Origin of the sequence: uncultured Kocuria sp., assembly GCF_947500125.1 — a bacterium.
GTDB lineage: Bacteria > Actinomycetota > Actinomycetes > Actinomycetales > Micrococcaceae > Kocuria.
On the sequence record NZ_CANMRA010000016.1, the window covers coordinates 18193 to 35927 of the forward strand.

Here is a 17735-nt window from a genome sequence, read left to right on the forward strand (position 1 = left end):
AGTCCACAGACACCTTCTCCACACCCTCCTCGAAGGGGGGGGTCCAGAACCCGAGAGGCGGTGACCCCGCGTCCAGCTCACAGAGCGCCTCGGCGTAGCCGGTATCTGAGGCGCTACCAGCCTCTTGTCTCCTTCGGGGGCCATTCGCCACGGAATCTGCCAACCTTTTGATTCATCTCGTCGGTTGGATTGCTGTGTTCGGTTCGGGTCGGTTGATCCAGGCGGTCCCGGGCAGGCTCAGGGGGCTCGGTGTGCTTGCGGTCAAACCTCTCCGGGGTGGCCGCGTAGGCCTGGGACAGGGACACTGGGCGCGCTGCTCGCACGGCGCCGGCCCGGCCGTGGTGGACGTCGTAGGGGGTGTGCATCCCGATCCCGGAATGGCGGTGCTCGGTGTTGTACCAGCGGTAGAAGGCCGCGCAGAATGCCCGGGCGTCCTCGAGGGAGCCGAACGCGTCGGGGAAGTCGGGACGGTACTTCAGCGTCTTGAACGCCGCTTCTGAGTAGTAGTCGTTCGGGCACCACCACTTGGCCCAGCGGTGAGGGGACATGCCTGGCTTGCCAGCTGGAACGAGAAGTAAAATCGAGGGGCAAGCTTGGCGTATTCCCGGGATGGATCGGGCAAGGGTCCAGAGCGGAATTGCTCCCGCTCAAGGGCAACGTCAAGAGTCGGGGACAACCACCCTGCACGCACCGCAGACTGCGCGGTGGAGTGCTCCTCGGCTAAGGGCGCGCCGATCCTCTTCGCCGAGGGGTGCGCCCTTCTTGCCTCACTTCCGGTCCCCGCCGCCAGGAATGTGGACGAATCAGATCAACGGCAGATCTGCGTGAGCCGCCACTCGAGGTCAGGGTGAACCCACCGACGCCTGGATCAACCGACCACCGGCCGCAGAACCAGCCGCCGCCTGACACCCGCTGGCCTCAAACATCCTGAAAATTTCCGCAGCCCCGGTGTCGACGACGGGTCAACGACGGGCTGGGTCCGTGCTCCGGTGGGTGCATCACTGGCGAATGGGTGGTGCCTGTCTTCTGCGCGGCTCTGCTGCGTTTCCGCTCAGGGGGTACGGGGGTGGGGAAATCCGGATGCTCAGGGGCGCCTCGTGGGCTCGTCCCGCTCTGCGAGGCCGGCCATCATCGCGTTGTAGGCCTTGAGCTCGGCATCATCGGTGCGATCCGCCGCTCGGTCGACCCGACGGTTCTCCTTCTTGCCTTCGATCGCCCACATGATTGCCACGACCACGGCGACGACGACGGTGGGGAACTCCCCGATCCCCCACATCAGCGCCCCGCCGAACTGCTGGTCCTCGATCGGACTACGGCCCCAATCACGGCCCATGTTCGCGAACCACCATGCTTGCAGCAGGGTGTCCGAGCCCATTAGGGCCACCCCGACGAAGGCGTGGTAGACCATTGTGGCCAGCAGCAGAATCAGGCGCATCATGTGGCCGGGACGGTAGGGGATCGGGTCGGTGCCGATCAGCACGAGCATGAACAGGTACCCGGTGATCAAGAAGTGGGTGATCATGAACACGTGCCCCACGTGGTACTGCAGGGTGAACCCGAACAGTGGGGTGAAGTAGAAGATCACGATCGAGGCGGCGAAGTTCACCGCGGCGAAGATCGGGTGCGTCACGATCTTGGAGAACGTGGAGTGCACCAGGGCCAGGATCCACTCGCGCGGCCCGCGGGAACCGTCCTGCCGGGGCTCCAGCGCCTTGAGTACCAGCGTCACTGGCGCACCCAGGACCAGGAAGATCGGCACCACCATCGTCAACATCATGTGCTCCACCATGTGTGCGGAGAACAGCACCAGGCCGTAGACGGCCACCCCGCCGGAGGTGACGTAGAACAGCACCGCCAGCCCGGTCAGCCAGGAGAGGCTGCGCAGCACCGACCAGGAGTCCCCGCGGCGGCGGACCTGTACGAACGCCCACAGGTAGACGGCGGCGAGGAAGGCCACCACCGCCAGCCACAGCGGATCCACCCGCCAGGTGGTGAACCAGGAGGCGGCGGTGGGCTCGGGAGGCAGCGGGTACCAGGTGAGGATCTCGGCCGGGGTGGCATCCGGGGCGATCTCCTCGGGCACCGGTGGGGCGGTGCGCGACAGGGCCACGGCCACGCCCATGACCGCGCCCATCACCAGCACCTCCCCGGCCACCAGCTGCCACACCGCGCGCCGGGCGGTGAGACGGCCGGCCTCCACACCGGGGATCAACCAGCGGCGGTGGGCCATCCCCGCCAGGCCCAGCCCCAGGGTCAGGGCGGCCTTGAGGAGCACCAACTGCCCGTAAGGGCTGAACAGCTGCTCCCAGGAGCCGATGCGCACCGCCGCATTGATGCTCCCGGAGAGGAACACCAACAAGAAGGCCCCGAAGGCGACCACCGAGAAGCGGCGCAGCACCACCGCGGCCATCGGCACCTGGCCCCGGACGCCGGCGCCGCGGCCGGCCCCCGCGGGCAGCGTGCCGGTGCCCGCGTCAGACCCGCTCAGCTGCGGAGAGAGCCAGGCGAGCACCACCAGCCCACCGGTCCACAGGCACACGCCCAGCAGGTGCAGGCCCAAGGAGTTCACCGCCCCCATGTGGTCCGCGCCCCCGGCAGCGTGACCGGTGAGGGCCATCGCCACCAGGGCCGTGCACGCCAACACGAAGGTGAGCAACAGCCCCATCAGGGCCCGGACGCCGAAGACCAGGGTGGTGACCACGGCAGCGGCCACCACGGTCGCCGCCTGAGACTGCCCCAGGGAAAGATCCGTGGCGTAGTACAGCAGCTGCTGCGCGTAGGCCTCGTCCCCGCCCACCGGCACCCCCGCCACATCGGAGTAGGACAGCACCAGCACCACGACGGCAGCCACCGTCCACACCACCGACGCCACCTCGGCCAGACCCATGGTGGCCGTGAACAAGGGGTGCTCCGCTTCCTGGCCCCCGTTCCGCCCGTCTGTGCGGCGGCGGAACCCACCACGGGTTTTTGGTACGACGCCCAGAGCGAAGAGCAGGGAACCCAGCACCACGACCAGGGCACTGTTGTGCACCACCTCGACCACGGGCAGACCCCAGCGCACCAGCGCCCCCGGGTCAGCCGCCAGACGAGCGGCCCCCGAGCCGCTGTAGAGCATCGCCAGAATCAACACCGCCAAGGCCACCACCAAGGCAGCAGCGAGCTGCCCCGGCCTCACCCTGTGACTACCAGGCTTCGCCTGCCCGGTGCGCGCCTGCCCGGTGTGCTCGGGCGTTCTCATACTCATGAGCTGATCTCCTTCACCTGCCTCTGGATGACGCGACGGGTTGCGTCCATTCTCCCCTGGCGGGGTACCCCGGCCGGGCCACCCGTGATCACAGGCAAGAATCGCCAGTACCGGGCCTTGCCAGCAGTGCCCGCCAAGCGGGAACCGGCAACCTCCCGGATCCTCTTCCCCATGGCCTCCGGGGATCTCAGCGGCCATGGGACACCCCGCCAGAGGATGCCTCGTAGTAGCGCCACCAGCCAAGGCCATTACACGCCGGCCCTCCCGAGTGCAGGACCGTGCGGGGCGAGTTACTACAGCAGGTCTTCCACCTCGCCGACCTCGGACTGCCGGTGGGTGACTATCGACTGCGCCACGGAGGTCACGGCCGGACTGCCCGGCCGGTGCAGGAACCGCAGATCGCACTGGTTCTGCTCCCCGGGGGTGATGGAACAGCCGGTCCCCGGGATCGCTGTCATGAGAGGGTTGCAGCATGTCCCATCATGCGTCCTCCGGCGCCTTCCCACCCGATGAACCCAGCAGCGACCAGGGATCTTCCCCGGACGGATCCAGGGTCGAGAACCTTCCCGCGAAGGCCGAGCCTCAAGCGGTTCTGTACGAGGAGAGGCTGTCGGCCGCGTGGTGGATGTGGTTGCTCGTGCTCTTCGCGGGTCTGGTGGGTCTCATCGCCCTGGCCCCGATCAACATGTGGGTCGGGGCCGCTGTCGGGGCCGTGGTCGCCGGCGGCACTGCGGTGGCGTTGATTGTTTCGAGCACCGGGATCGTGATCACCGGGGAGTCGTTGCAGGTGGGGCGGGCCCGTATCGAGCGCCGGTTTGTGGGCGAGGCCGAAGCGTTTCGCGGCAGCGCCGTGCAACGGGTGCGGGGCCCCGAGCTTGACGCCCGCGCCTACATGAACTTCCGCGTCTCCGTGGGACCGGTGGTCCGCATCCAGATCACCGATCCCGTGGATCCCACCCCTTATTGGTTGACCTCGACCCGTCATCCGGAGCGCATCGTCGAGATCCTCTCCGCCGGCTGAGACCGGCGTCCTGTGAGGGGCTCGTCCGGTGACCAGCTCTCAGTGGCTCCGGAGAGTATTGAGGATGGGGATGGGTGTCACCCAGATGGCCTCGGCTTCCACCGGTGCCAGATCGATCGCGGTGTGCTGGTTCCCCGGTACACCGGTGGTTCCGCTGGCTCCCTGGGCGATGACACGAAAAGGCCCGCCCGGCACGAGGCCGCAGGCGCGGAACCGGGTCAGGCGTTGCGGGTCGGCATCAGAGAGACGAACGATCTCGTATCGTCCCGGCCTCGCCCTGGTGAGCCGGGTGGTGTTGCGTGGGCGGCGGGTGCGTCCCTGCGCGGTGGGGATCGGGTCCCCGTGCGGATCGGCCGTAGGCTCTCCCAGCTGGGCGTCGATGCGCTCGATCATCGCGTCGGAGACGGCGTGCTCGAGACGTTCGGCCTCGTCGTGGACCTCCTCCCACGGATACCCCAGGGTGGTGACGAGGAAGGTCTCCAGCAGTCGGTGCCGGCGCACCATCGCGACCGCGTACGCGCGCCCCTGCGGGGTGAGGGTGACGGGCTTGTAGGGCTGGTACTCGACGAGCCCCTGGGCGGCCAGTCGCTTGACCGTGTCGGTGACGTTGGGGGCGGAGGTCCCCATCCGCGCCGCCAGGGCTGTGGTGGTGATCGGCGGGTCGCCCCATTCGGTGGCCGACCAGATCGCCTTGAGATAGTCCTGGGCGACCGGGGTGATCTCACTTAAGTCCATGGGATCCACGCTACCGAGTGCCGCGCCGGAGCTGCCGGGCCCACTCAATCGGCCCCGGTGGCGGTCAGGATGATCAGCGCCAGATTCAACGACACGATCAGGGCCACGACCACCCAGGCGGCGACAGTCAAGGCCACCTTGTTCACGAAGGCGCCCATCAGATCCCGGTTGCTGCTCAGTCGCACCAACGGGATCAGGGCGAAGGGGATACCCAGGCTCAGAAGCACCTGGGACAGCACCAGCGCCCAGGTCGGGTCCACCCCGACGGCGATGATGACCAGGGCCGGGATCAGGGTGATCAGCCGGCGGGTGAACACCGGGATGCGCACGTGCAGCAACCCGCCCATGATCGCTGATCCGGCGTAGGAGCCCACCGAGGTCGAGGCCAGCCCGGAGGCCAGTAACCCGATGCCGAAGGCGACCCCGACGGCCGGGCCCAGGGCGGCGGTGATCGCCGCATGGGCTCCTTCGATGCTGTCGGTGCCCGGCACTCCGGCGAGGTTGCCCGCGGCCAGGAGCAGCATCGCGATGTTCACCGACCCGGCCACGAGCAGGGACAGCAGCACGTCCCACCGGGTGGCAGTCAACAGCCGCGGCAGGGCCTCGGTAGGCACCGAGTGCCCATGGCGATCACGGGCCAGAGCGGAGTGAGCGTAGATGGCATGGGGCATCACGGTGGCTCCGAGCATGCTGGCGGCTAGCAGGACCGTCGGGGTGCCGTCGAATCGTGGGACGATCCCGGCGACGGCTTCATCCCAGGACACGGGACCGAAGAACAAGCCGGTGACGAAACCGGCGGTGACGATCGCCAGTAGGCCGGTCACGACGAACTCGAAGAACCGGGGACCTCGGTGGGTCTGGAGGAGCAGCAGCAGCATCGAGATCACCCCGACGATCACGCCCCCGGCCAGCAGGGGAATCCCGAAAAGGATGTGCAGGGCGATCGCCCCGCCGATCACCTCGGCCAGGTCCGTGGCCGCGGCCACCAGCTCGGCCTGGACCCAGTAGGCCAGCCGCCGGCCTCGGGGCAGGCGGTCGCCCAGCAGCTCGGGCAGGCTCGATCCGGTGACCAGCCCGACCTTGGCCGAGAGGTACTGGATGAGCACGGCCATGATGTTGGCGGCCACCAGCACCCACACCAACAGGTACCCGTACTGGGCGCCGGCGGTGAGGTTCGCCGCGACGTTGCCCGGGTCCACGTAGGCGACCGCGGCCACGAAGGCTGGACCCAACAACCAGGGCAGCGGTTGGCGGCGCACCCACCGCTCTCCTGGGGAAGTGGCGGCAACACCTGTTGAGCCGGTGCGCCCGGTCCCGGTCCTCATAGAAAGTTAAGCTATACGAACTTTCCGGCGCGGGGAATGGGGGCCTGGCCTCGAGGGCTTGGTCATGCCCCCAGACGTGCGCGCAGGAGGGGCTGGGCGCCTCGACAGCCGATCACAGGGGCATGGAACTCCGGACGGTGCTGGCCTCCTGGGGTGGGGGAACTGTCAGCCAGTGGGGGTGTCTTGGGTTCAGGAGATCTGCTCGCCCAGGGATATGCGGCGGAGTCGGCCGAGACCGGGCATAAACCGGCCGACATGAGCGGCGTAGGAGGCGTAGGCCTGTCGGTGGGTGCTCAGCAGGTAGGGCTCTTCGACGAGACGGACCTGCAGCTCCACGGCCACCAGCAGGCACAGCCACGCCGCTGCCGTGACCGCAGTGGGCACCAGGAGGGTCAGGCCGGCCAGGGTGGTGAGCATCGCGGCGAAAATCGGGTTGCGGACCACGGCGAAAGCCCCGGTGGCGACCAGCTCGGTCCGCTCGGTGGCATCTACACCCCCCCGCCAGGAGGCGCCCATGCCGGCCTGGGCGGCCAGCACACCGAGGAAACCCACCACGGTGACGACCGCCCCGGCCCAGGGGAAAACCTGCGGGAGCCGGGGTGCGGCCACGGTGCCGGTGAGGGCAAAGGCGGGTCCGGCCGCGCCGAGGACCAGGGCTCACCCACCGGCTGAGCTCAGCCCCACGACGGGACCCCGGCTCCCTCGCGCCCCGCCCCGGGAGGAGTGAACGGCCAGATTGCCCCACCTCCTGCCTGGACGGTTCACTGCCGTCGATCGTGGAACTAGGCTCGGCGGACACGATGCGTGCGCCGAAAGGTGGAGACCATGCCAAAGATGTCCGCCCTGGAAGCCTCCTTCTGTCGCAGCGCGCCATGGGGTCTTGTCGCTCGGCGGATGGTTCCGTGGGCGACCCAGGGGTTCCCCGTCACTGGGAATGTGCTGGAGATCGGTGGAGGCAGCGGTGCGATGGCCGAGGCCATCGCCCGAGCCAACCCCCGGGTGCGGCTCACCACGACCGATGCCGATCCGGTGATGGTCGAGGCCGCGCGGGACCGTCTGGCCGGGTTCCCCCTGGCTCAGGCGCGTCAGGCCGATGCCACTCGGTTGCCCTTCGAGGACGAGTCGTTCGACACGGTTCTGAGCTTCCTGATGCTCCACCACGTCATCGAGTGGGAACGCGCGGTGGCCGAGGCGGCCCGGGTGCTGCGATCGGGCGGGGCGTTCGTGGGATACGACCTGCTGGCCTCACCGATGGCATCTCTGGTGCACCGTGCCGACCGGTCACCGCACCGGCTCATCGAACCGGAAGCCTTCGGGCCAGTCCTCGACCATGCTGGCCTGGGCCCACTCGCCCTCCGGCTGTCCTTCGGTGGTCGGGTTCTGCGCTTTATCGCTCACAAGCCGGGCAATGCCCAGGACGCTTCCGGCAACGACATCACTTCCAGGAGGAGTCGATGAACAGCGCGCCCCTCACCTCCGAGGCCATCCATGCGGAGCTGGAGCGGGTTCGCGCGGACTTCCACGCCCTGGTCACCGAAGCGACCCCTGCGGATCTGCGCCGGCCCTCGTCGGGCACCCGGTGGACCAACGGGCAGCTGCTGTTCCACATGTTCTTCGGCTACCTCATCGTGCGCCGCCTGCTGCCCCTGGTGCGTCTGATGGGCCGGCTGCCCGATCAGGTCAGCCGCAGCTTCGCCCGAGCACTGGAGGCCGGCACCGGAGCTTTCCACGTCATCAACTACCAGAGCGACCGGGGTGCGGCCCGGGTGATCCACGGCCCGCGGCTGATCCGGTGGTTCGACCGCACCCTCGACATTCTCCAGGCCCGGCTCAAAACCGAGTCGGAGGATGCGCTGGCCCGCGGGATGCACATGCCGGTGCACTGGGATCCCTACTTCCGAGACTGGATGAGCCTGGCCGAGATCTACCACTACGGCACCCAGCACTACGACCACCACCGCCAGCAGCTGACGCTCAGCCGAGCACCGTGAACCCGCTCCGATGCACGGACCTGGTGATGCAACTGCGGTTCCAGCGTGGACATCGTGCACGTCTGCTCCACGTCACCGCGGGAACCGAGGAAGGCGCTGGTAGGGCCATCCTGATCCCAGAGATGTGCCGGCACCTCGATAGCCTGGATTAAAAGCTGAAACCCCAGCGATGTGCTCGATCTTTCAGAGCAGGGATCGTTCTGGGGTCTTCGCCATCCAGTCTATCCACCGTGAAGTGAGGCATCAAGTGCCCTTCGTTCCCAGTCAGGCTCAGCTCGAGGGGTGGGTCAGTACCGATCGGCTGTCCAAGTACGCCGCCGCTCCCGAGGACACGGTGGCGCTCTACATGTGGAACGCGGAACTGACGGGGGCGTTCTTCGAACTCATCGGACATGTCGAGGTGCTGTTGCGCAACGTCGTCCACGCCCAACTGGCACCACACTCCACCCACGGCGCCTGGTACGACGACCCGTACTACCGGTTCAACACACGATCTCAGCGAGAGATCGCCACCGCGAAAGGACGTGCCGGCCGCGGTGGCCGCCAGGTCACATCTGGCCGGGTCGTGGCCGAACTGACCTTCGGCTTCTGGCGCTACCTGCTCACCAGTCACCATCAGTCCACCGTGTGGCCCCGCGTCCAGGCCGGCTTCCAAGGGGTGCCTCGCCATGAACGGAGCCGGCAGGAGCTGGAGACGGTGGTGGCCCGGGTGCACGACCTGCGAAACAGGGTGGCTCATCACGAACCGATCTTCCACACCAACGTGGCCCAGCACTTCGCCGATCTCACCTTCATCGCCGGCTACGTCGACGCCCAAGCCCCTCAATGGCTGTGGGAGACCTCGCGGGTGCACGCCCTGATGGTCTCTCGCCCCGGACGGCCATGAGCCCGTTCGTCCTACCAGTGATCCTCTGCTGCCGTACGGCATCCCGCTTTCGGCCGTCTCGATCGTTGGAAACGCCCCTAGCTGCCATTGCTGGTGTGAAGGAGCGGAGCACACAACGTCTTAATGTTGACATATCAACATAATAGGGGTTTGCTGGTGCGTGTTCTACAAGCCGGCCATGGAATGGCTGGGTAGCGTGAGGGGGAGATTCCCGATAGCACTCAGGAGATCCCCCATGGCCCGAGCCCGCAAGAGGACACAAGTCGAGGGGCAGCTGAGCATTGATGCCTTTCTCTTCCCGGAACCCGAGGAGGTTCGTGATGAACACGTACGGCAAGTTCGCGCAGGAAGCGTGGAAGACGACCGCGCCGGCGGAGTACGCCCTGATCCCGGATCCGGTTCAGTGGTTCGAGGCGCTGGGGGAGGAGGCGGCGCAGCGGGTGGGCGAGCTGATGATGGAGCTGGCTGGCCCGGATCCGGCGGGGGAGGCCTACCTGGAGAAGGTGGGGCGGTTGAACGCGTCGAAGATGCAGGCCGAGGAGATCGTGCGCGCGGAGATGCTGACCCCGGACCCGTCGGTGCAGCAGGAGCCGGAGGAGGACGAGGAGGAGTCCGGAGTGACGCAGATGCTGCGGGTCGTGGAGCAGATCAATCGGGAGGACCGGGCGTACTGGGACGAGGTGGCCCGGCAGGAGGCCGAGCAGGACTGACCCTGGGCGGCCCTGAGCTTGCGGCTGGGCGCTTCGTCCCGCGCACCCAGGACGACTTGGCCCCCTCTGGTGCGCAGGCGAGGTTCAGGGCCAACCTCGCAGCCCTGCGCGTACTACGTGCTTTGCAGGCCGAGGAGCGGGCAGTCACCGAGACTGAGCGGGTCACCTTGGCCCGGTGGGGGTCCTGGGGTGCCAGTGGGGTCGCGGAAGTCTTCGACGAGTCCCGCACCGAGTACGAGGTCGAGCGGGCCGAACTGCGCGAGCTGCTGGATGAGGCCGAGTACACGGCCGCACGGCGGACGGTGATCAATGCCCACTACACCGACCCGGCGATCGCCACCGAGGTCTGGGGCGCCCTGAGCGGGCTGGGGTTCCAGGGCGGGGCGGTGCTGGAGCCGGGCTCTGGTGTCGGCACCTTCATCGGCCTGGCGCCTGAGGGGACGCAGATGACCGGGGTGGAGCTGGACCCGGTGACCGCGGCGATCTCCCAGGCCATCTACCCAGAAGCCACCATCCGCACCGAGTCCTTCGCCGACACCCGGATGCCCAGCGGGGTCTTCGACGCGGCGGTGGGCAACGTCCCGTTCTCCCGGAACTCTCTGCACGATGCCCGGCACAACGCGGGCGGGCATTCGATGCACAACCACTTCATCCTCAAGTCCCTGGCCCTCACCCGGCCTGGTGGGGTGGTCGGGGTGCTTTCCAGCGCGTTCACCCTGGATGCGCAGAACCCTGCGGCCCGCCGGGAGATGGCGGCGACCGCCGATCTGCTGGGCGCGGTGCGCCTGCCGACAGGGGCCCACCGCCGGGCTGCTGGCACGGACGCGCTGACCGATGTGCTGATCTTCCGCCGCCGCCTGGCCGGGGAGGAGCCGCTGGATCAGTCCTGGGTGGACACCGCCCCGGTGGAGCTGGATGGGCAACGGGGGCGGATGAACGCCTACTTCCTCGAGAACCCTCAGCGGGTACTCGGGCAGCCCACCATCGGCAACGGGATGTACGGCTCCGCCACGCTCACCGTGCGCGCTGAGGACCTGACTGTCACCGGGGACCGGCTGCACGAGCAGTTGGCGGAGATCACCGGGCAGGCGGTGGCGGCTGGGCGCGGGATGGCCGAACGCACGGGGAAGCAGGAGCTCGAGGCGGCGGCTCTGATCCCGGCCGGTGAGCAGGAGCAGATCGGGCACATCACCGACCGCGGGGCCGAGGGATTCACCCAGGTCACCGTGGACGGGATGCACGCACCATTGAAAGTGGCCCGCACCCGCCACTCCGAACTGCGTGCCCTCCTGGGATTGCGCGATGCCGCACGGGCCGTGCTGAGCCTGGAGGCCGCCAACGTCGAGGACACCCCGGAGCTCGACGCGATGCGCGAGCAGCTGCGGGACAGTTACCTGGACTACTACGACCGCTACGGGCCGATCAACCGGTTCACCGAACGCCGCACCGGTAAATACGACGAGGCGGGGGCGGACATCCTGGCCCGCGTCACCCCGCCGGCGGTGGCCCTGCTGGGCGACGACCCGTTCGGACCGCTGGTGCTGGCCCTGGAGCACTTCGACGAGGGCACCCGCACCGCGGCCCCGGCCGGTCTGCTGTCTCAGCGTCAGGTACAACCGCGCCGGCCCGTGCTCGGGGTGGACACCCCCGATGAGGCCCTGGCCGTCACCCTCGACACGCTCGGTGCGGTGGAGCTGGCCAACATCGCCGGGCTGCTGGGCACCGACGAGGCGTCGGCGCGGGAGTCCCTCGGGGAGCTGGTCTACGAGATGCCCGGGGAACCGGGGGTCTATGAGACCCGGGCGGAGTACCTGTCCGGGGACGTGCGGGAGAAGCTCGACACGGCCCGAGCCGCTTCGGCTGCCGAGGCGCGGTTCCAGACCAACGTCGCGGCCCTGGAGGCCGTACTGCCGGCCCCACTGGGAGCCGATGAGATCGAGGCCCGCATCGGGGCCGTGTGGGTGGCCCCGGAAATCCACGAGCAGTTCCTGCGCCACATCATCAAAGACCCGGCGGCGCGGGTGGACCGGATCAGCGGGGCCACCTGGGACGTGAAAGCCAGCCGCCATGTCTTCGCCGCCCGCAACGACTGGGGCACCGAACGGATGGCCGCCGGGGACATCTTCAAGAACCTGACCGAGCAGCGCCGCATCCAGGTCACCGACCCAGACCCCACCGACCCCGAGGGCAACCGCCGGGTGGTCAACGCCACCGAGACCACCGCTGCACAGGAGAAGGCGGCGCTGATGCAGGAGCGTTTCAGCGAGTGGGTGTGGGAGGACCCTGCTCGGGCGGCGGGGCTGGTGGATGAGTACAACCGGCGGTTCAACTCCATCGTGCTGCGCGACTACACCGCCGAGGGAGAGCGGCTGAGCTTCCCGGGGCTGGTGAAGAACTTCACCCCGCGCCCGCATCAGCGCGCGGCCGTCGCCCGGATGCTCTCGGAGCCCTCGGTGGGGCTCTTCCACGAGGTGGGGGCGGGCAAGACCGCTGAGATGGTCATGGGGGCGATGGAGCTGCGCCGGTTGGGCATGGCGCGCAAACCAGTGGTGGTAGTGCCCAATCACATGCTCGAGCAGTTCACCCGGGAGTGGTTGCAGCTCTACCCCCAGGCGCAGATCCTGGCCGCTTCCTCGGCCGATTTGAAGGGCGAGAAGCGGCGCACCTTTGTCGCCCGTGCGGCGGCCAGCGACTGGGACGGAATCATCATGACCCGTACAGCGTTTGAGCGCATCGAGCTCTCCGAGGAGTCGAAGAACGCTTACAACCTCTCCGAAGTGGGGCGCCAGCGCGCCGAACTAGAGGCGGCCAACGAACGGGCCACAGCCAGCGGGGCGGACACCATGTCGATCAAGCGCATGGAAGCGCGCCTCCAAGCTACGGAGGAAAAGCTCAAGAAGAAGATGGACCGGTCGACCGACCCCGGCATCACCTTCGAGCAGACCGGCATCGACTACCTGGTGGTCGACGAGCTACACGATTTCAAGAATCTCTCGACACCCTCGAACATCCAAGACGCGGCTATCGATCCAGGATCAGGCCGGGCCACCGACCTGCACATGAAGGTCGAGTACCTACGATCCCAGCACGGGGACCGCGTGATGACCGGGGCCACGGCCACCCCGATCGCCAATTCGGTGACCGAGATGTACGTGATGCAGCGCTACCTCGGCCCGGAGCTGCTGGAGCGGGCCGGGATCCACGACTTCGACACCTGGGCGGCGACCTTCGGTCAGGTGGTGACCGAGATGGAGCTCTCGGTGGCCGGCGGAGACCATTTCAAGCTCAAGGAGCGTTTCGCGAAGTTCCAGAACGTCCCGGAGCTGCTGAAGATGTTCCACACCTTCGCCGACGTGAAGACCGCCGAGGACCTCAAACTCCCTACTCCAGATCTGGTGGAGCGGGAGGACGGGAAACGTCTGCCACGCATGGTCCCGGTAGAGGCCTCTGCGGAGCTCGAGGCGTACATCGAAGAGATCGGCCGGCGGGCCGAGGCGATCCAGGCGCGTCTAGTGGACCGGACCGAGGACAACATGCTCAAGGTCAGCTCCGATGGGCGCAAGGCCGCCTTGGACATGCGCCTGGTCGATCCGGAGCTGGGGTCGATCGTCTCGGAGACCAAGGTCAGTGTGACTGCGGACCTGATCGCCCAGGTGCACGAGGAGCACCGGGACGACGTGTTCCTGGATCCGGCCAGCGGCGAGGAACACCCCACCCGGGGTGGGCTGCAGATCGTGTTTTGCGATCAGAGCACCCCGTCGACGGAGAAGTGGAACGTCTACGACGAGCTCAAGGACCAGCTGGTCCAGCGGGGTATCCCGGCGGAGAAGATCCGGTTCATGCACGAGGCGAAGAACGACGCTGAGAAGGGCCGGCTGTTCTCCGCCGCCCGCGCTGGTGACATCGCCGTGCTGATCGGCTCCACGCAGAGGATGGGGGTGGGGACCAACATCCAGGCGCGGGCGGTGCACTTGGTGGACCTGGACGCCCCGTGGCGCCCGGCTGACATCGCCCAACGCCACGGGCGGATCATCCGCCAAGGCAACCAGAACCTGGAGGTCGCCATCTCCCAGGTGGTGACGAAGGGGTCGTTCGACACCTTCATGTGGCAGACGCTGGAGCGGAAGTCGAAGTTCATCGACCAGATCATGCGCGGCCGGTTGGACGTGCGTGAGATCGAGGACGTCGGGGACAACACGCTGTCCTTCGCCGAGGTGAAGGCGATCTCCAGTGGCAATCCGTTGATCTTGGAGAAGTCGAAGGCCGATCAGGAGCTGGCCCGGTTGGAGCGGTTGAACCGGGCCTGGCACCGCAACCAGTCCTCGCTGGTATTCCGCAAGGACGCCGCCCAGGCGCGCGCGGATGCGCTGGAGCAGGAGATCCCCGCGATCCGAGCAGCGGCCGAGCGGACCACTGATGAGCTCGGCGGTGCGAAGTTCCGGATGACCATCAACGGGGCCACCTACGACAAGCGCACCGAGGCGGCGGAAGCCTGGCAGCGGTGGGCCGGGGCGCACGCCACCTCGCGCCCGCCGAGGGCCGGGGAGACGGACCTCGGTGTCGTCGGTGCGATCGGTGGCCACGACATCCGGGTCGTGCAGCGGCCGGGGAACCTGGCCGACTTGAGCGCCTCACCGGTGGAGCTGCGCATCGACGATGCCCCCGGTGTAGCCGTTGAAGTCACCCGCGCGACGTCGCTGAACCCAAGTGTCGGAATGATCCAACGGCTGGAGAACCAGGTGCGGGCATTGCCGGAAGAAGTCACCAAGCGTGAAGCGGGCCTGGAGTCCGCCCGGCAGGAAGCCGTCGACGCCCGGGAAGCTTTGGGTGTCCCGTTCAAGCACCAGGACGCACTGGAAGCCGCCCGCTGGGAGGTCGAACGGATTGGGCGCGCCATGCGCGGAGAAGAGACGCCGCAACCGACTTTGGATCCGGAGCTGGAGGCGTTGAAGAAGCGGATGCGCATTAACTTCCCCGACGCTCCCACCGCGGGTCGCAGCAGTGGCGGGCATGGTGGAAACGGCCCCGGGCGTCCGCTCGAGGTGGCGCGGCGGCACGACGAGCAGCGTCCCCAGCAGGGCGGCTTGGAGCTGTAAATACTCGCTCTGCTAGGTCTATTCAGATGAACGGTGCCCGCTCCCCACTGGGGGAGCGGGCACCGTCGTTGCGTGGTGACCACGTGCTCGGGAAGCCGTCCACAGCTGGCGGCTACGGAAGTGCCACGGTCGGGCGTGAGGTGACCTGCCGGCTGTGGTCGGGTGGTCGGATGGGGTCCTCGCTGTCCATCATGGGTGCGGGAAAAGCCGCGGAGCGATGGGAGCTTTTGCCGTGCCCATGTGGGCACGGGGCCAGTGCCTCAGCCACGATTCACTCCGTCAGGAGGCAGTGTCAGCCGACTCCGCCAGCTCCTCGGGAGCACTGTCCGACGAAGGACTGGCACCATTTTTAGCCGCCTTACGCCGCTGCACGCGCTGTACCTTTTCGGGTGCAGCGAGCCCGATTTTGCGTAGCTCCTCGGCGGTCCATCCGCCGTTGTTGACGGCGGCCTGGAACGCCTGGGCATCGTTCTTCTCGGCCTCTTTGAGGGCCTCGCGGGCCTCGTCGAGAGCGCCTCGTGCGGTAATCGCCCGGCGGACATAGTCCATCCGGTCGTTGAGCAGCCGCTGTGCTGCTTCTTCTGCCTGCTGGGGGTCAGTGAGCTTCGCCATGCCCCCACGTTAACGGACGCACACGGCGCGTTCCACAGTCCACGGGCGTTCCGCCGGCGTTTCGCACCCGTGGTGCCCCAGCGGAGCAAAGCTATGTTTTATGTGCCATAAAATGCGTACACCGCTAGCCCACGGGGCTTTGCGGTGGCACACTGGTCGTGCGGGGCCCACAAAGTGGGGGCGCTGCGCTGGGCCGGCAAGGAGAGGAGGTGCTGTGGTGGAGCAGGAGAATCCGCGTCGGGTGTGGAAGTCGAGGCGGAAGCGGATCGAGGGCAAGACCCAGTACGTCCGGGTGTCCATGTCGGAGTCAGAGCGTGCTGCGTTGATGGTGCTGGAGCAGCAGACCGGGCTCTCGCCCTCGGCGCTGATGGTCGAGGCGGTGTTCGGATCGGCGGATCCGGTGGCGGTGCAGTTACGACGAAACCAGCTGGCCGAGCTGATTCAAATGCGACACCAAATGGCGACGATCGCCAACAACGTGAACCAGATCGCCCGGCACGCCAACAGCACCGGTGAAGTGCTGCCCGAGACGGCAGAGACGTTGCGGGAGGCCCGCCGATTCGGTGACGAAGTGCTGGCCAAGATCGAAGAGTTGATCCCGTGATCCCGAACATCACCAAGGGCGACAAGCCGATCGGGCTGATGAAGTACCTGGTGGGTCCAGGCCGTTCCAACGAGCACACCGACCCACACCTGGTGGGCGGATCGCCGCTCATCATGGCCTGGCACGACGACGCGCAGCTCAACGAGGAAGCCGCGGTGTCGATTGCCCGCGAGATCGACCTGAACCGGCGCGCCTTCGGGGTGGACGCCGACACCAAACACATCTGGCACTGCTCGTTGTCGATCCCGTACCAGGACCGCGAGGTCACCGATCAGGAATGGTCGGACATCGCCCAGCGGTTCATGGACGAGATGGACTTCACCGAGGCTGGGGCCAAGGCCGGCTGCCAGTGGGTGGCGGTGCATCACGGACGTTCCACCAAGGGCAACGACCACATCCACATCATGGCCTCCACGATCCGCAGTGACGGGACGAAGTGGGCCGATGGCAACGACTTCTCCCGCGCGCAGAAGGTCGCCCGAGGCATCGAGAAGGACTTCAACCTCATCCAGCTCGGCAACCACTCCGAACGGTGGCTACAGCAGGGCGAGGTGCGGCGGGACAGCACTAGGGAGCCGACCCGGTTCGCGCTGGAGCGCATCGTGCGGGCGTGCGCGGTGGCCGCCGAATCAGAGGCGCAGTTCGTGCGTCAGATGCGTCGGGCGAACATGCTCGTGCACCCCCGTTTCGCGGCCGGTACTGACTCGGTGGTGACCGGGTACTCCGTGGCGGAGCGCCCGCCGAAGGGCATGCGACCGCTGTGGTTCGGTGGCGGCAAGCTCGCCCAGGACCTCACGCTGCCGTCCCTGCGCACCCGCTGGCCGGACACCCCCGAGGCCGCCCAAGAAGCATCAGTGGAATGGATGGCCGCTAAGCGGCACCGCCGCATCGTCCACCCGGACGCACCCGGTGCGGCCCTGGACGAGGAGACCGCCCGGCGGCTGGCCGGGGAGCTGAAAGAGGTCCGCCGGCGGCTGGTCAAGATCGCACCGGACGACCACCAATCGTGGGCGCACGCGGCGCGTGAAGCCTCTGGGGTGTTCGCCGCGTGGTCGCACGCCACCGAAGACGGCCAAGGACCGTTAGGGCGCACGGCCCGGGTGCTGGCCCGGTCCGCGCACCGGTCCGGGGTGAAGATCACCACCCCGCTGCAGGCGCCGCTGCGCACCAGTGGCACCACGGCCTTCCTGCTGGCGGCCACGCGGGCTCCGTCCCCGATGGCGCAGGCGCTCATCATGCAGCAGATGCTGCGGATGACCCGGGCATTCCAGGACATGCACCAGGCCAACAAAGAGCTGCGCGAGACGCAGCTGATCGTGGACGCCTTCCAGCAGCACCTTTCGGTCGTGGCGGAGCCCCTGCCGGACGTGAAGCCCACGCGGACGCGCACCGCCTCCCATGCCGGACCGGTGCGTGAGCGTGGTGCGCTGCGCGAGACCCAGGGCCCCACAGCCGTTCCCACTCCCTATGTCGACCGCACCCCCCGCACGGACCACGGAATGGAGCTGTAG

At 67.7% G+C, this 17735-nt stretch carries 14 protein-coding genes and 1 pseudogene; 8 read left to right on the plus strand and 7 right to left on the minus strand.

Annotation, left to right across the window (positions count from 1 at the left end; all coding sequences use genetic code 11):
* Positions 1–329: 329 nt before the first annotated feature.
* From Q0817_RS11660 to Q0817_RS11670, 3 genes and pseudogenes are all read right to left on the minus strand, one after another.
* Positions 330–512, minus strand: a pseudogene (locus Q0817_RS11660) (integrase core domain-containing protein); the annotation flags it as partial.
* Between the two features lie 572 nt (positions 513–1084).
* Positions 1085–3244, minus strand: a complete 2160-nt coding sequence (locus tag Q0817_RS11665) for a cytochrome c oxidase assembly protein (RefSeq protein WP_277552141.1) — start codon at positions 3242–3244, stop codon at positions 1085–1087.
* A 293-nt stretch (positions 3245–3537) separates the two neighbouring features.
* Positions 3538–3702, minus strand: a complete 165-nt coding sequence (locus tag Q0817_RS11670) for a hypothetical protein (RefSeq protein ID WP_158041147.1) — start codon at positions 3700–3702, stop codon at positions 3538–3540.
* A 14-nt stretch (positions 3703–3716) separates the two neighbouring features.
* Here Q0817_RS11670 and Q0817_RS11675 point away from each other — a divergent pair, with 14 nt between their 5' ends.
* Positions 3717–4265, plus strand: a complete 549-nt coding sequence (locus tag Q0817_RS11675) for a DUF3093 domain-containing protein (RefSeq protein WP_238986119.1) — start codon at positions 3717–3719, stop codon at positions 4263–4265.
* Between the two features lie 39 nt (positions 4266–4304).
* On the opposite strand, the gene Q0817_RS11680 is transcribed toward Q0817_RS11675, so the two are convergent.
* The 3 genes from Q0817_RS11680 to Q0817_RS11690 form a co-directional block, all read right to left on the minus strand.
* A complete protein-coding gene (locus Q0817_RS11680; RefSeq protein ID WP_047804882.1) occupies positions 4305–5000 on the minus strand; it encodes a metal-dependent transcriptional regulator in 696 nt (231 codons plus the stop codon).
* Between the two features lie 44 nt (positions 5001–5044).
* Positions 5045–6259 (minus strand): Nramp family divalent metal transporter, encoded by a 1215-nt coding sequence (locus Q0817_RS11685; protein WP_047804883.1) that lies wholly within the window; start codon positions 6257–6259, stop codon positions 5045–5047.
* A 255-nt stretch (positions 6260–6514) separates the two neighbouring features.
* Positions 6515–6934 carry an isoprenylcysteine carboxylmethyltransferase family protein gene (locus Q0817_RS11690; protein ID WP_238986120.1) on the minus strand — a complete coding sequence of 140 codons (420 nt, stop codon included), beginning with the start codon at positions 6932–6934 and terminating at the stop codon, positions 6515–6517.
* Between the two features lie 216 nt (positions 6935–7150).
* Here Q0817_RS11690 and Q0817_RS11695 point away from each other — a divergent pair, with 216 nt between their 5' ends.
* The 5 genes from Q0817_RS11695 to Q0817_RS11715 all read left to right on the plus strand — a co-directional run bounded on the left by Q0817_RS11695 (position 7151) and on the right by Q0817_RS11715 (position 15008).
* Positions 7151–7783 carry a class I SAM-dependent methyltransferase gene (locus tag Q0817_RS11695; protein ID WP_047804884.1) on the plus strand — a complete coding sequence of 211 codons (633 nt, stop codon included), beginning with the start codon at positions 7151–7153 and terminating at the stop codon, positions 7781–7783.
* Positions 7780–8316, plus strand: coding sequence for a DinB family protein (locus Q0817_RS11700; RefSeq protein WP_047804885.1), 537 nt, complete (start codon positions 7780–7782; stop codon positions 8314–8316). The genes Q0817_RS11695 and Q0817_RS11700 overlap by 4 nt, the downstream gene beginning before the upstream one ends.
* A 247-nt stretch (positions 8317–8563) precedes the next feature.
* Positions 8564–9202 carry an Abi family protein gene (locus Q0817_RS11705; protein WP_047804915.1) on the plus strand — a complete coding sequence of 213 codons (639 nt, stop codon included), beginning with the start codon at positions 8564–8566 and terminating at the stop codon, positions 9200–9202.
* Between the two features lie 320 nt (positions 9203–9522).
* Positions 9523–9912 carry a hypothetical protein gene (locus Q0817_RS11710; RefSeq protein WP_047804886.1) on the plus strand — a complete coding sequence of 130 codons (390 nt, stop codon included), beginning with the start codon at positions 9523–9525 and terminating at the stop codon, positions 9910–9912.
* A 56-nt stretch (positions 9913–9968) separates the two neighbouring features.
* A complete protein-coding gene (locus Q0817_RS11715) occupies positions 9969–15008 on the plus strand; it encodes a helicase-related protein (protein WP_238986121.1) in 5040 nt (1679 codons plus the stop codon).
* Between the two features lie 279 nt (positions 15009–15287).
* On the opposite strand, the gene Q0817_RS11720 is transcribed toward Q0817_RS11715, so the two are convergent.
* Entirely contained in the window at positions 15288–15620 is a 333-nt protein-coding gene (locus Q0817_RS11720; RefSeq protein ID WP_053005138.1) for a hypothetical protein, read from the minus strand.
* Between the two features lie 214 nt (positions 15621–15834).
* Here Q0817_RS11720 and mobC point away from each other — a divergent pair, with 214 nt between their 5' ends.
* Together mobC and Q0817_RS11730 are read left to right on the plus strand one after the other, a co-directional pair.
* Positions 15835–16224 carry a plasmid mobilization relaxosome protein MobC gene (gene mobC, locus Q0817_RS11725; protein ID WP_075871008.1) on the plus strand — a complete coding sequence of 130 codons (390 nt, stop codon included), beginning with the start codon at positions 15835–15837 and terminating at the stop codon, positions 16222–16224.
* The gene (locus tag Q0817_RS11730; RefSeq protein WP_075871007.1) at positions 16221–17735 is read left to right on the plus strand and encodes a relaxase/mobilization nuclease domain-containing protein; all 1515 of its coding nucleotides are present in this window, start codon (positions 16221–16223) and stop codon (positions 17733–17735) included. Before mobC ends, Q0817_RS11730 begins: the two co-directional genes overlap by 4 nt.